Here is a 14,181-nt window from a genome sequence, read left to right on the forward strand (position 1 = left end):
CACCATCACGGCACAAGCGCGGGGCAGGGGGCTGCCGCCATGACGCTGACAGGCATCGGGCAGGGCGGTTGACGCCGCGCGCACGCTTTTCTGTTGGCAACCTCTATAGTAAAATACTTTGCATGCAAACTAGTTCTGCCCTTGAACCCGATGACGCGCCTGACATTGCTCAGGCACGCTCGCGTTTCGGGCTGCTGCTGGGCAGTGTTTACAGGCAGTGGCGCCGCCAAATCGACCTCGCGTTCAAAGATCTGGGGCAGTCCGACGCTACGCGCATGCCCCTGCTGATCCTGTATGTGCACGACGAACCGCTGCGGCAAAAAGACCTTGCCGATGCCCTGCATCTGGATTCTTCCTCTCTGGTTCGCGTGCTGGCGCATCTCCGGGAAGCTGAACTGGTCGATTGGGCCTGTAATCCCGCTGATCGGCGCACAAAATACATTACCTTGACGCCTTCGGGCCGCAAAATGGCCAAGCTGATCCTGGCAAAGAGTATGGAAATAGAACACGCCATTCTGCAAGGCCATTCCCCCCAGGAGCTTGATGTCACCCGCCGCGTACTTGAAAGCATTTCGCGGCGCTTCAGTGAATTGGGCAGTTGAACCGCAAGCAGCCACATCATCCCGTCAGGGGCCGGCACCGCCAAAAGGCGGTCCATTACGCATCCATCCAACAATGAAGTTGAAAATTTCCGCCTATGCATGGGTGAGCTTTGCCATGATCGTCGGGGTCATGGGCACTGCGCTCATCAGCCCCCTGTACGCGCTCTACAAAGAAAGCTGGCATCTGCAGGCCAGCGATATCTCAATAATCTACGTGGTCTACATGGGCGGCGCGCTCTGCGGTCTTTTGTTTCTGGGTCGCCTGCCCGACCGGGTGGGTTTTCGGCCCATGATGCAGTGCGGCCTTGCGCTGGCGCTGCTTGGCACCTTCATCAGCCTGGTCGCATGGGACATGGCCAGCCTTTGCGTCGGCCGGATAATCATGGGTGTGGCATCGAGCATGCTGACGACCAGCGCCACAGTGGGGTTGTCCAGGCTCTCACGTTCGGGCGATATTCAGCGCGTGGCCATGATGACAGGCTTTCTGATGGCGTTCGGTTTCGGCCTGGGCCCATTGGTGGGCGGCATTATTGGCCAATGGGGGCCTGCGCCATTGGTAAGCACCTATGTTCCAACGTTGTTCCTGGGGGTGCTGGGCCTGGCGGCACTGTTCCGTCTGACCTTGCCGGACTACGCCAGCCACCAGGCTGGCCTTTCCTTGAACGTGCACGATGTTCTGCCCAGGCTCACATGGCCGGGGCGGGATACCTCCAGGGCCTTCTTACTGACCTGCTGCCTGCCGTTTCTTGCGTTTGGCGTCTTTGGCTTGTATGCGTCCATGGCGCCGTTGTTTCTGGATCAACTGCTGCCCTGGCATGGCCCCGTTGTCAGCGGCACCGCCATCGCTTTGATTCTGTTTGCCTCGGCCGCCGTCCAGATGATGGCTGGGCGCATGCCTACGTATTATTGCGGCACGGCTGGGCTGATTAGCCTGGCATTGAGCAACCTGACTCTGATGCTGAACCTGTGGGCAAGCTCAGCCGTTTTGTTTGCGTTGGGCGTGCTGCTGACTGCCGTGGGCCATGGCCTGTGCATGCTCGCCGGTATGAGCATGGTCAACCGCCTGGCCACATCAGGCAATCGCTCCGGCCTGCTAGCCACCTATCTGGTGATCGGCTACATCGGCAGCATGATCCCCATGATGGGCATAGGCTGGATTGCCGATCACTGGGGCATGGACGTGGCGGTAAACACGTTTTGCATATTCGTGATCGCAACAGCGGGAAGTGCAGCAGTATTTTTTTACCGCAATCCGCATATGCGGCCGATCATGGATGCTACGCCAAATAACCTTACCGGCAGCATCACCATCGAACCAGAAGGCACCGTGGCCGCAAGCGGCGCACGCGATAACGTGGATTCCCCGCGCTTGTGATATGCCTCAGTGATGGCGTGCCCAATGCGGGCGATATCGGCCAGATGTCATGTGGTTTTCCGCGTGAAATCAAAAAAATCTATGGCCGTGGGCAATGTATCAGTGCAAGCGCTTCATTTGCATAAATGGAATATTTGTTATGTAAATGTTTCACGCGTGTTGTTTTATTAAACATTTTTACGTTTGTTATATTTTTCCATTTTTAACCCTTATTTTTGAGAGAATATTTACATTAAGTTTCGAAAATTATAAATATTTTCAATATGAGTGTATTTTTCAGTACATTGCGCCGCGATTGCTCGGGCAAAGACCGATCTGCCACCGTGAATTTCACACCTCGACGCGCTTCGAATATCTGTAAATGGCGCTTGATATATTTATTTAGTGTATTAACTTTCAATTAATTCGAAATATAAAGTAGCTAAATAAATATAATGCAACATAGTTGTATGAATATTAAAAATGTAGTAACTGTTTTTTTATTTTGTTATTCAGGTTTTGCGTTAGATGCATACTTGACTCGCAGCTGAGGAGAACGCGTCATGGTTCTTTGTATTGTCTGCAATCTTGGCTGTTTCCAAAGTAGGCTTTCACCTGTTGAGCAGGATCTTATGAAGGAGCAAGTCATCATGAAAATACGCAAAACAACGCTGATTGCTACCGGGGTGGGGGCAGCCCTGGCCATGGCACTAAGCGGGCCAGTTCTGGCCGACAATAACGACAATACTGTTACAGACAGTGCTAACGCAAATAATGGTTCGGCCGCATCCTACGCCCAGTCTCTCTCGAATGTCGGCAATACTTCCAACTCGGATAGTTCAACTCACACCTCCCTTCGTCTTGGCGATATCTCAGTTGGCATAGCCACAGCAACCACCAGTCTGTCGGGCAGCATATCCGGCAATAATTCCAGCGGCATCAGCGGCAACACCGGCGGGACCGCCAACGCGGCGGGCGACGGTGGGATGGGCGGTAGCAGCGGGGCGGCCAGCACTTCGTCGGTTCGGAGCGGCCAGGCTAACGGTGGTGCCGGCGGGGCGGGTGGCAGTGCCGGGGCCCTGGGTCTAGGGCTCAGCAACGCGGCAAACGGTGGTAGTTCCGCGCAAACGGGCGACAACTCCGCGACATCCACTGGCTCTGGCTTCGGTTTTGGCCTTGGCCTTGGCGCGAGCAGAGCTAGAAGTGGCGACAGCACGGCGGGAGCCTCCAGTGCATCGTCCTCGGGTGGGGCATCGGGCAGTGGCGGCACCAATACGGCGGGTAATGGCGGCTTCGGTGGTTCCGCAGCCTCTGGTGCGGCCTTGGCTATGGCCACCACGGGCAATGGCGCAATGGGTGGCGCCGGTGGCTCGTCGTACGGTGGTTCCGCCGGCAGCTTTAGTGCCGCCAACTCCATCGCCAACAATTCGTTCGCCAGTGCTGCTGGCATCATGAACGTCAGCCAGAACATGGGTGAAAACTCACTGGTTCAGCAAGGGGTAACGGTTCAGGCAAACCTCAACTTCTGATGATCCGTCTGTGATGTGGTAGCGGTTACCCAGGATATGGACGGAAATCGGCCTATCCTGGGGCATCTCGCAGCGTTCTATACGCTAGGAGGCTATGATGAACCGGCAGCAATTACTTGCGCTAATGATTCTACAAGCCGCACCCGTGTTTGCCTTGGCTGCGACGCCTCAGCCCGTATCCCTAGGGGCGCCGGTGTCAGATACCGAACTTTCCCAATATCGCGGCGCCCGCGATATCACCTTCAATCAGCAAAACACGGAAGGTTATCTCTATAACAATCAAGCGACCAATACCGTTTCTGGCCATAACCAAGTATCGGGTGAGGCATTTTCTGGAATGAATGGGTTTTCAACCGTTATCCAGAACTCGGGAAATAACGTCATTATCCAAAGCTCGACAATCGTCAACGTGCAAATGCAATAGGTGACCATCGTGAGAGCGCACCTGTTGGCGATTGCCTTGCTACCCTGTCTCGCCGGCGCCGTGCAGGCTGGCGGTGTATTCGTGCCAGCACTGGACGGCCTTAACGTTGCTAATGTAGAGAGCATACAAGAACGGGCATTCAGCCGCACCGTCCGTCAGCAATATGATTTCAGCTGCGGGTCTGCCGCGGTCGCCACGTTGCTCACTTATCAATATCACGATCCGATCAGTGAGCACGAGGTGTTCATGAGCATGTGGGACCTTGGGGATCAGGAAAAAATCCGGCAGGATGGTTTTTCACTTCTGGATATCAAGCGCTATCTGGACAAGCGCGGCTACGAATCAAACGGATATGAAGTGCCGCTCGAAAAATTGATGGAAAATTCAGTTCCGGCAATCATGCTGATCAATGACCATGGGTACAACCATTTTGTCGTGGTCAAGGGAATGAGCAAAGATCGCGTGTTGCTGGGAGATCCGTCAGCAGGGGCTCGGCTGGTTTCCCGTGAACGCTTCAAGGAAATACTGGTCACCCCGATTGTTTTCGTCATTACCAGTCACAGTGCACAAGCAGTATTCAACGGCCGCACCGACTGGCAAACGAAGCCCTTGGCATCGCTCGGCGCAGCGATGTCGGCCGCAAGACTGGCGCAGGAAACTGTTTTCTCCGACCGTAAGCCAGGCTTGTTTTGAGGCGGTTTGATGGCAGGAGACGAATTATGTTCACATCTTTACGTAGTTGTGGCACCGCACTGGCTCTGGCTGCTGGCACTTTGATGCTCCAGACGCCAGTGCTTGCCAGTAATGCTTTCAATGGCGTGAGCCCGGTAAGTGACCTGGCTTTGGACCACATCCGAGGAGGATTCTCGGCAGCGTATGACTACGGTCACTTGAAATTGGCAATGGACATCACGCAGGCCACCCTCATCAACGGATTCATTGGGTCGGCACAGCAATTGGCTGATGCGTCCGGAGGGGCGTTGACTGTCATGCAAAATGGGTTGAATAACGTGGTAAACCTGCCCGTTCTGAATAACGTGTCCAACAGCACAATGAACACGGTGATTCAAAACAGCATGAACAACCAGGTCATCAGCACCATCAATACGCTGAACATCACCATAACGAGTCAGGCATTGGCGCAAGCCATGGCCATGCAGTCAGTAACACAGGGAGCGTTGTTGCAGTTTTCCCGCTAGATTGCCGTGAGTACGCGCACTTCAGCGTGCCGCGCATGGAAAGAAGCCTATTACAAGAAATCGTCCAACTAAAAGCGAGCGCCCATGAATATCAAACAGGTACTGCCCAACGCCACTTTTTTGGTGCTTTTTGCTACAGCATTACCAACCTGTGCCCAGGAAGCGGCCATCACCATCCAACAACTTGAACAACAGCTCCGCGATCAGCAGAAAATGCTGGAACAAACACGTCAAAACCTTGAGCGCTTGAAAATTCGCCTGCAAGCCCCCGGCAGTGCTGCATATGGACCAGGGCCCAACGCGAATGGTGGCGGCAGGGATGCTGGACCAGACACGATCCAGGCGGGTTATGAGGGGATAGGCCCGGAACCCGTCGGAAAGGCGCCTCCCAATCCCCAGCAAGAAGAGGCCGCAAAAGTCGCTCCTATTCTCGAGCAGCCTGGCATATTGACGTCCCGCGGTCGCTTCGCTCTGGAGCCATCGCTGCAATACGACTATTCGTCGAATAACCAAGTCAACCTTATCGGTTTCAGTGTCCTGCCGGCCATTCTTGTAGGCCTGATTGACGTGCGTCAGGTTGACACGTCAACCGTGATGGCCGCAGTGAGCGCTCGCTACGGCCTGACCAACCGACTAGAGCTGAACGCGAAGCTTCCATACGTATATGCTCATCAAAGCACCATCATGCGCCCGTTGACAGAAGGGGCAACCAATGACCGCGTGTTCACCAACTCGGGGCATGGGATCGGCGATGTTCAAGTGGGCGTACGCTATCAGTTCAACGACGGCGGCCCGAACGAGCCTTACTTTATTGGGTCGCTGTCGGCTACTTTACCCACCGGGAAAGGCCCCTTTGATATCGCTTACGCACTTAACAGCACCACACCTGGTGGAGAACCCATGCCGGAAGAGCAGCCGACGGGTAGCGGTTTCTACGCATTCGATGCCGGTGTGCTGGCGATTTACCCATCTGATCCGGTTGTATTCTTCGGAGGCTTAAACTACACTTGGCGCCCATCCAAGAATGTTGACACTACCATTGGCGCCCTGAATATCGGCAAGGTGGATCCAGGCGATTCGATCAAGCTTAACTTTGGCATGGGAATGTCGCTGAATGAAAAATCGTCACTCAGCCTGGGCTATCAGCACACCTACGTCATGCCAACGAAATTTGCCGGAAACTCGGCAGCCAATTCCGAATCCATCCAGGTGGGCCAACTGCTGATCGGGTATGGGTACCAGATCACACCCAGGACCAACATCAACCTCACGTTGGGAGTAGGTGTGACGCGATACGCGCCCGATGCACAGCTGGTGCTTCGGGTCCCGATCACTTTCTAGGTTTTAACGCCGGTCGAGATCCGGCCCATTGGCGGCTCAGTATTAAACCGGCGCTAACATCTGAAGGGCGCTACGGACAGCGTACGCAGAAGACAGGGCACGCAGAATGTTGAAGTTATCTACCCAAAGAGGGGAAGGGAAGAAGTCCCAAGAGGAACCCCAGGAGCAGCTAAAGAAAAACGGCATCCGACTGCATGACAAGCCTTCGGGTGCCGTTTTCATTCCAGCCAGTGATGTGGGATTGAGTTGGCATCACCAATAAACGTGACTTTACATAATATACATTATCAGTATTAACGAGATAAGCACAGGAGGTCGAGATGCGGCTACCGAGTTCGGCCGCGTTGCCGCGTCCGCCGAACGACGGAATTGCCAAGGACATGCCGGCGGCGCTGGTTTCGCCTCTTGGCGGGGATTACAATTGCCGCTTGATCAAAGCCTTACGGAATTTCAAGTGAGAAAAGTAGTCAGTGGAAAACTTCATGGCCTGCATGTAACCGGTGCGGATCTCGACTATCACGGGTCCATCACCCTGGATCCGGATCATTGCGAGGCGGCGGGTATCCTGCCGATGGAGTTTGTGGAGATCTGGAACAAGAATTCAGGCGCACGCATCAGTACTTATGTGATTTACGGCGAACGCGGTTCGCGCTGCTGCATTTTAAATGGCGCAGCGGCACGCACCTGCCAGCGCGGCGATGAGGTGATCATTGCCAACTCGGTGTATGTGAACGAAAGCGAGCTGGTCAACATCAAGCCGTCTATTCTTACATTCAATGCGGACAATTCCGTGCGCGAGCGGCTGGGCTACAGCGTCGGCCGTGATAATCAGGGCCGGCTGACATTCGATATCGTCAAGCTCGATTAAGGCGTACGCGGGCATGCCGATCGCCATACTTGCCATTGCGCTGGGCGCCTCGCTGGGTGCTTTGCTGCGCTGGGTGCTCGGCATCGCACTCAATGCGCTGTGGCCGATGCTGCCGCTGGGCACGTTGGCAGCCAACCTGCTGGGCGGCTTATTGGTGGGTATTGTTTTCGAATCGCTCAGCGTGTATTCGGGCCTGGCGCCGAGCTGGCGGCTGTTTGCCATTACGGGCTTTCTTGGCGGGCTCACTACGTTTTCGACGTTTTCGCTCGAGATCAGCACACTGCTGCTGGGCCGTCATTATTTGACTGCGGCGCTGTCGATCGGCCTGCATGTGGTGGGCTCGATCGGGCTGACGATTGCAGGGATCGCGTTGGTGCAATATCTGGCCAACCGTTGAGCCCGCAGTTGCAGCGCTGCCGGCGTGGGCCGCGCCAGGCGCCGGGCGTACCCCGCAGTCCATCATGGTTTACGCCACCCGTCCCGTCCCGTACTGTCCTGTTCCTGCGCCCTGCTCTGCGGCGCGCGCCATCCCTCCCCTCCTTTTGCAATGCTAGCCACGCTTTGCTGCACGCGCGGATCGCTGAAGAATGTGTGGACAGGCACTGGCAAGGTGCGCCGCCAGTCAGGATGCGGTTCACCAGTCGCTGGCGAATTGGCTGAGTGTGCCGCGCGCGGCAGATTGGGTTGCTCGATGACGCCGAGCAAGTCTTCCGCAGGGAAGATTGCCAGCGGCGCGGGCGTCGCGGCGACAAATGCCAGCACCTGCTGGCGCGGAGCGCTGTTCATTTCCCCCATGCCTGTACTGGTGGGTTGAGCCCCCTGAGCCTGAACGTAATTGCCGCTCAAACCAGACTGCTGCCCGCCGATTGTGGCGCCAAAGCGTTCCAGCGTTGCGCACAGTGCGGCTTTGGCTTTGTCGCGCATGGCAAGCTCCCCTTCCGCCTGGTCTTGGTTCAACTGTCCTAACGCCTTGCGCCAAGTGATGTCGCGCGCTGCCCACCAACCTTCAATAGTGGGCAGATCGTGGGTGGTGGTAGTGGCCATGCTCCAGTCAGGCCAGTCGTCCGGGGCCTTGAAGCGCATCCCTTCGCGCTCGAACCAGAGCACGCTGGTACCCAATATCCCCGCGTCGTGCAAGGTTTCATTGAAGCCAGTTGGCACTGTGCCCAGGTTCTCGCCGATCACCAAAGTTCGATGGCGCCAGGCCTCCAGGGCAAGCAGGCGCAGCAGATCTTGCTGCGGATACTGGAGATAGGCGCCATCCCAGGCGTCGCCATCGGCGCACACCAGCCACATGCGCACAAGCCCCATGACATGATCGATGCGCACGCCGCCGGCATGGGCCATGGCAGCGCGCAGGGTGTCGATGTATGCGCCGTAGCCGCGCCGTGTCAGCGCGCGCGGCGAGAGCGCAGTCAGGCCCCAGCGCTGGCCGAGCGGCTGGATGGGGTCGGGTGGCGCGCCGACTGATACGCCGGGCAGGATGTCTGCCTGGTGGCTCCAGGCCTGGCTGCCGCGCGGGTCTGCGCCGATCGCCAAGTCTGTGATCAGGCCGATGGGCATGCCAGCCGTGCGTGCAGCCCATTGCGCATGAGCCAGCCCACGGTCTGCGAGCCACTGCAGAAACACGTGAAAATCGATGGCCTCGCGATGGCGGTCGGCATAGATCCGTGCGGCGGCGCCTCGGGGGTCATGCAGTGCCGCAGGCCAATCGCGCCAGCCATGTTCGGGGCCTAGTGTGGTGCTGTGCGCGGCATGCAGCGCTTCGTATAACGCATGCTGTGCGAGGGTGTCGCCACCACGCCGTATAAAACAATCAAGGTCCGCGCGCTGAGCGGCGCCGGGATTTGCGGTAAAGGCGTCGAACACCTGCCGCAGTGCCACGAGCCGGCGACCGGCTTGGGCTGGCCAATCGAGCAGCGGGCCAGTCGGGCTATTGGTACCGCCGTCCGCGGCATCATACATGCGGGCGTTTGCCAAGCGGCGGGTTTCGTCGCTGCTTTCATACAGATGGTGGTTCCAGAGCGTCTGCATTGCCGCATTCTCGCCCGCGATTGTAGATGGGTCTGCGTACAAGGCATTCAGAAACAGTCGGCTCGACGGTGAGTATGGGCTATAGCGATGCGGCGCTGCGCTGAACATGGCATGCAAGGGGCTCAACAACACCGCGCTGGCGCCGGCGCGGGCCGCCAACGAAGCAAACTGCACCAGCAAGGAGAAGTCCGGCAGTTCGTTGCTTGCGCCATGGCGCAGGCTGTACATCTGGGCGGCCACACCCCACGCCCGCCCTTCCCTGCCCGCTGCCCATTCGGGCTGCTGCGGAATTCGCGGGCACTGCGGCGGACATACGGCAAGATTCACGCGAGTGTCTCCAAGAAAGAGAGTGTGATAGCCCGGTGTACCGATGGGAGGCAGCTGTATGTGACCAGGCGCTCGCGCTTCGGCCAGTCCATCCGCGGCCATGCCCGATTCCAGTTCGATGCGATATGCGCGCGAGCCTTGCCACGGCAGGCGTAGCGGCTCATCGGTCCGCAGGATCCACAGCGGCCGCGTGGCGGGATCGGCATAAGCGTTTTGTTCCGTGCGCAACATGGCCAGGCTATCAGCGGCCTGCGCCGCTGTTGCGCAGGGAAGCGCCATGGCGTCAAGCAACTGTCGCACGGTCTGCGGACTGGCCTCGCGCGTGGCGCCGGTGTAGTCGATCCATACGCGCTGCAGCCCGGCGGCCTCCGCGAGTGACTGCAACTCGGGTGGCATACTCATTCAGGGCCTCTCGCCGGAGTTGTCCATATCGCGCCCGGCTGACAGCGTGCCTGCCAGCAGCACAATGCTGTGCGCGGCGACTTTGACGCTCTCGCGCACTGGGCGTTCGCACCGGTCAGCCGGCACGTTGCTGTCCAGTACCGTGCACAGCACGCATGGCGACGCAGGCAACACGAAATCTATCGCAAGAGCGCTGGCATTCAGCAGCAGGAAGGTGACGTCAATGTCGTTGTTGACCAGCGTAGCCGCGCGCCGCAGCCCGAGCACCCGCCCTTCGTGGTACTCCCAGGCGGCGCGCGACATCTCCTTGGCGTCCATGTCGTACCAGGCAATGCGGCGCAAGCCGGGCGCCAGTTCAATGTCGCCATCGCGAAAGCGGGCCAGCCGTACGGAAGGATGGCGCCGGCGCAGTTCGGTCAGCTGCGCGACATAATCGGTCAGTTCGCGCCCCGCCGGTGTGTCGGCCAGATGCCAGTCCAGCCATGATGTGGGGTTATCCTGGCAATAAGCATTGTTGTTGCCCGACTGAGTGTTGCCAAACTCGTCGCCTGCCAGCAGCATAGGGGTGCCGCAGGATAGAAACACTGTGCCCAGCATAGCCCGCAACACGCTGCCGCGCACACGCTCGATGGAGGGCTCGGTGCTGTGGCCTTCGCGGCCCCAGTTGCAGCTGTGGTTCTCGTTCTGGCCGTCGGCATTGTTGTCGCCATTCGCTTCATTATGCTTGTGGTTGTATGACACCACGTCGCGCGCGGTAAACCCATCATGTGCGGCAAGGTAATTGATGGATGCCCACGGCCTGCGGTGACGGCGGTCGAACAGCGCGGGCGAGCCCAGCAGCCAGTCTGCAATATCGCCGCGCAACCCGGCTTCGCCTTTCCAGAAACGGCGGATGCCGTCGCGGAATTGGTCATTCCATTCTGCGAAACCTGGGGGGTGATTGCCTAACTGGTAACCATCGGGGCCGGGATCCCAGGGCTCAACAATCAGCTTCAGGCGTGCCAGCACCGGATCCTGGATGATGGCATCGAAAAAACCCGCGCCAGGGTCGAAACCCGTGCCTTCTCGGCCCAGCGTCACACCCAGATCGAAGCGGAAACCATCGATGCGATAGCTTTGCGCCCAGTAGCGCAGCGAGTCCATCACCATTTGCAGTACACGCGGGTGTGAAAGGTTGAGCGTGTTGCCGCAGCCGGTATCGTTGACGTAATAGCGTTCGTCGCCAGGCGGGAGACGGTAGTAGCTGGCATTGTCCAGTCCGCGCCAGGATAACGTCGGGCCTAGCTCGTTGCCCTCGCAGGTATGGTTGTAGACCACATCCAGGATGACCTCGATTCCGGCGTCCTGCAGGCGCCGTATCGCCATGCGCAGGTCGTTGGTTCGGCCGTTGGCCAGATAGCTCGGTTCGGGCGCGAAGAACCCCAGAGTGTTGTAGCCCCAGTAGTTGCGCAGGCCGCGCTGCGCCAGAAAATGGTCGGTCAGGAAGGCATGCACGGGCAGCAGTTCGATGGCGGTGACACCCAGTTTGTGCAGATGGTCGATAAAGCGAGGATGGGCGAGTGCTTCGCTGGTGCCGCGCCATTCTGGGCGTACGGATTCGCGCAGCATGGATGCGCCCCGCAGGTGGACTTCGTAGATAACGCTGCGATCCCATGGGGTGGCGGCGCGTGAAGCCGCACCCCAGGTAAAACCGTCACCAGCGACCACGCATTTGGGCACACACAGCACGGAATCTCGCCTGTCCAGGCTCAGGTCTGCCTTGGCGTGACCGACACGGTAGCCGAATATCGCATCAGACCAGCGCACAGCGCCGTCCAGTTTTCGGGCGTAAGGGTCGAGCAGCAACTTCTGCGGATTGAAGCGGTGGCCGTTCTGCGGATCATAAGGGCCGTAGGCGCGATAGCCATACAGCAGCCCGGGCTCGGCGCCGGGCAAATAGCCGTGCCAGATCTCATCTGTGCATTCGGGCAGTGTGTAGCGCCGCGTTTCCTTGCGCCCGCGCGCGTCGAATATGCAAAGATCGATGCGGGTGGCGTTGGCTGAAAACACGGCAAAGTTGACCCCCAGTCCATCGCTGGTGGCACCCAACGGGTATGGCAGCCCCGGCGATAGTATGTCTGCGAATGACTGCCTCATGGCGCTACTCCTGCGCCGCCAGTACCAGCGTGGCCAGCGGCGGTAGCGTCAGCACGAGCGAATGCGGGCGGCCATGCGACGGATACGGTAGTGCCGCAGCGCCACCGGCATTGCCGGTATTGGTTCCGCCGTAGCAATGGGCGTCCGTGTTCAAGAGTTCGCGCCAGTATCCGCCGCGCGGCACGCCTACGCGATAAGCCTGCCGGACTATGGGTGTGAAGTTGCTGAGAGTCAGCAGCATCTGGCCTCCGTGAATGCGCAGAAATGCAAACACGCTGTTCTGTGTATCATCGCCAACGATCCACTGGAAGCCTTCAGGCAGCGTGTCGCTTGCGTGCAGGGCCGGCATCGTTCGATAAATCTGGTTCAGGTCGGCCACCAGGCGCCGCATGCCGCGATGCGGGTTCCCACTCAGCGCGTCTTCGGTGTGACCGGCCTGATGTACCGGCATCGCATCGCTGCGCTGGACGTCTCGCACGGCAGGCTGGGCGGGCTCATCCAGGAGCGCCCAGTCCAGGCAAGCATCGTGATTCCATTCCTTCCATTGGGCAAATTCTCCGCCCATGAACAACAACTTTTTGCCTGGGTGCATCCACATGAAGCCCAAGTAGGCGCGCAGGCTGGCAAAGCGCTGCCACGTGTCGCCCGGCATTTTTCCAAGAAGCGAGCCTTTTCCGTGAACGACCTCATCGTGCGACAGCGGCAGGATGAAGTGCTCGGACCAGGCATACGTCAAGCCGAAGCTGATGTCGCCATGATGATGGCGCCGGTACGCCGGATCGCGCCGCATATAGCGCAAAGTGTCGTGCATCCAGCCCATATTCCATTTGTAGTCGAAGCCCAGACCTCCGTCGCTTGCCGGCGCGGTGACGCTTGGCCAGGCGGTGGACTCTTCGGCGATCATCACAGCGCCCGGACAATACGCATGAACGCGGGCATTCAGGGTGCGCAGGAAATCGATAGCCTCCAGATTCTCGCGGCCGCCGTGCTGATTCGGGATCCATTCACCGGGCGCGCGACTGTAGTCCAGATACAGCATGGACGCTACCGCGTCCACCCGCAAACCATCCACGTGATAACGCGTCAACCATTCCAGCGCGCTACCGAGCAGGAACTCGCGTACTTCGTGCCGACCGTAGTTATAGATGAGTGTGTTCCAATCGGGATGGCGGCCTTGCCGCGGATCCTCGTGCTCATAAAGTGCCGTCCCGTCAAAGCGCGCCATGCCGTGCAAGTCGCCGGGAAAATGCGCCGGTACCCAGTCCAGGATGACGCCCAGCCCGGCGGCATGGCAGGCATCCACAAAGGCAGCGAATTGGATGGGTGTGCCGTAACGGGCCGATGGCGCATACATGCCCAGCGGCTGGTAACCCCACGATCCGCCGAAGGGGTGCTCCATGATGGGCAGTAGTTCGATGTGGGTGAAACCCATCTCGCGCACACTGTTGATCAGCGCAGGTCCCAACGTTTCCCACACACGGCCCAGCTCGGCATGACGCCAGGAAGCCGGGTGGACTTCATAGATGGACATGGCGGCGTCAGGCCCCTGCCGTGCCCCGCGCTGCGCCATCCACGCCGTATCTGTCCATGCCAAGGGTGTGGGATCGGGGATGATCGAGGCTGTGGCGGGTGGTAATTCGGCCTGGCGTGCGCAGGGGTCGGCCTTGAGCGGCAGCAGCGCGCCTTGTCTGTCGCGAATGGCGTACTTGTAGCAAGCGCCTGGCCACGCACCCGGCACAAACTCAGTCCAGACCCCTGTGTCAGCATCTCGCCGCATCGGATTGCGGTCGGCATCCCAGCCATTGAAATCTCCCACCACGGCAACCGAGCTGGCATTGGGCGCCCATACCGCGAAATGCGCACCAGCCTGCCCCGCATGCACGTCCACATGGGCGCCGAGCTGATGGGTGGAGGCGCCGCTGGTCTGCGGCCCTGCGAATCCGGATTCCCACATAGGCCGCACGA

At 58.8% G+C, this 14,181-nt stretch carries 12 protein-coding genes; 9 read left to right on the forward strand and 3 right to left on the reverse strand.

Annotated elements, in window-relative coordinates; translation table 11 throughout:
• The first annotated feature begins 122 nt into the window (after positions 1-122).
• From LOL23_RS02180 to crcB, 9 genes are all read left to right on the forward strand, one after another.
• A complete protein-coding gene (locus tag LOL23_RS02180; RefSeq protein ID WP_202411579.1) occupies positions 123-602 on the forward strand; it encodes a MarR family winged helix-turn-helix transcriptional regulator in 480 nt (159 codons plus the stop codon).
• A gap of 73 nt (positions 603-675) precedes the next feature.
• Entirely contained in the window at positions 676-1,977 is a 1,302-nt protein-coding gene (locus LOL23_RS02185; protein WP_160976503.1) for an MFS transporter, read from the forward strand.
• Positions 1,978-2,606: 629 nt separating this feature from the next.
• Positions 2,607-3,485 (forward strand): hypothetical protein, encoded by an 879-nt coding sequence (locus LOL23_RS02190; protein WP_160976505.1) that lies wholly within the window; start codon positions 2,607-2,609, stop codon positions 3,483-3,485.
• A gap of 97 nt (positions 3,486-3,582) precedes the next feature.
• On the forward strand, positions 3,583-3,909 hold the full coding sequence (locus tag LOL23_RS02195; protein WP_237173099.1) for a hypothetical protein: 327 nt from the start codon (positions 3,583-3,585) through the stop codon (positions 3,907-3,909).
• A gap of 9 nt (positions 3,910-3,918) precedes the next feature.
• On the forward strand, positions 3,919-4,602 hold the full coding sequence (locus LOL23_RS02200; protein ID WP_160976509.1) for a C39 family peptidase: 684 nt from the start codon (positions 3,919-3,921) through the stop codon (positions 4,600-4,602).
• A 26-nt stretch (positions 4,603-4,628) separates the two neighbouring features.
• The gene (locus LOL23_RS02205) at positions 4,629-5,108 is read left to right on the forward strand and encodes a hypothetical protein (RefSeq protein WP_160976511.1); all 480 of its coding nucleotides are present in this window, start codon (positions 4,629-4,631) and stop codon (positions 5,106-5,108) included.
• An 84-nt stretch (positions 5,109-5,192) separates the two neighbouring features.
• Positions 5,193-6,449 carry a transporter gene (locus LOL23_RS02210; RefSeq protein ID WP_160976513.1) on the forward strand — a complete coding sequence of 419 codons (1,257 nt, stop codon included), beginning with the start codon at positions 5,193-5,195 and terminating at the stop codon, positions 6,447-6,449.
• Positions 6,450-6,870: 421 nt separating this feature from the next.
• Positions 6,871-7,317: an aspartate 1-decarboxylase gene (panD, locus tag LOL23_RS02215; RefSeq protein ID WP_202411580.1), complete on the forward strand. Its 447-nt coding sequence runs from the start codon at positions 6,871-6,873 to the stop codon at positions 7,315-7,317.
• Between the two features lie 13 nt (positions 7,318-7,330).
• Positions 7,331-7,714: a fluoride efflux transporter CrcB gene (gene crcB / locus LOL23_RS02220; RefSeq protein WP_160976515.1), complete on the forward strand. Its 384-nt coding sequence runs from the start codon at positions 7,331-7,333 to the stop codon at positions 7,712-7,714.
• 62 nt (positions 7,715-7,776) lie between these two features.
• Here the strand turns inward: crcB and malQ are convergent, their stop codons facing one another.
• The 3 genes from malQ to glgB are packed head-to-tail and all read right to left on the reverse strand — an operon-like array spanning position 7,777 to position 14,170.
• A complete protein-coding gene (gene malQ, locus LOL23_RS02225) occupies positions 7,777-10,080 on the reverse strand; it encodes a 4-alpha-glucanotransferase (protein ID WP_237173100.1) in 2,304 nt (767 codons plus the stop codon).
• Positions 10,081-12,216 (reverse strand): glycogen debranching protein GlgX, encoded by a 2,136-nt coding sequence (gene glgX, locus LOL23_RS02230; RefSeq protein WP_160976519.1) that lies wholly within the window; start codon positions 12,214-12,216, stop codon positions 10,081-10,083.
• 4 nt (positions 12,217-12,220) lie between these two features.
• A complete protein-coding gene (gene glgB, locus LOL23_RS02235) occupies positions 12,221-14,170 on the reverse strand; it encodes a 1,4-alpha-glucan branching protein GlgB (protein ID WP_160976521.1) in 1,950 nt (649 codons plus the stop codon).
• Between the last annotated feature and the right edge of the window lie 11 nt (positions 14,171-14,181).

Source organism: Paracandidimonas lactea, assembly GCF_021653995.1.
GTDB lineage: Bacteria > Pseudomonadota > Gammaproteobacteria > Burkholderiales > Burkholderiaceae_B > Allopusillimonas > Allopusillimonas lactea.

Coding starts and splice junctions, on each gene's coding strand:
- LOL23_RS02180 (WP_202411579.1), top strand. CDS start 123: ATGCAAACTAGTTCTGCCCTTGAACCCGATGACGCGCCTGACATTGCT.
- LOL23_RS02185 (WP_160976503.1), top strand. CDS start 676: ATGAAGTTGAAAATTTCCGCCTATGCATGGGTGAGCTTTGCCATGATC.
- LOL23_RS02190 (WP_160976505.1), top strand. CDS start 2,607: ATGAAAATACGCAAAACAACGCTGATTGCTACCGGGGTGGGGGCAGCC.
- LOL23_RS02195 (WP_237173099.1), top strand. CDS start 3,583: ATGAACCGGCAGCAATTACTTGCGCTAATGATTCTACAAGCCGCACCC.
- LOL23_RS02205 (WP_160976511.1), top strand. CDS start 4,629: ATGTTCACATCTTTACGTAGTTGTGGCACCGCACTGGCTCTGGCTGCT.
- LOL23_RS02210 (WP_160976513.1), top strand. CDS start 5,193: ATGAATATCAAACAGGTACTGCCCAACGCCACTTTTTTGGTGCTTTTT.
- crcB (WP_160976515.1), top strand. CDS start 7,331: ATGCCGATCGCCATACTTGCCATTGCGCTGGGCGCCTCGCTGGGTGCT.
- malQ (WP_237173100.1), bottom strand. CDS start 10,080: ATGAGTATGCCACCCGAGTTGCAGTCACTCGCGGAGGCCGCCGGGCTG.
- glgX (WP_160976519.1), bottom strand. CDS start 12,216: ATGAGGCAGTCATTCGCAGACATACTATCGCCGGGGCTGCCATACCCG.
- glgB (WP_160976521.1), bottom strand. CDS start 14,170: ATGTGGGAATCCGGATTCGCAGGGCCGCAGACCAGCGGCGCCTCCACC.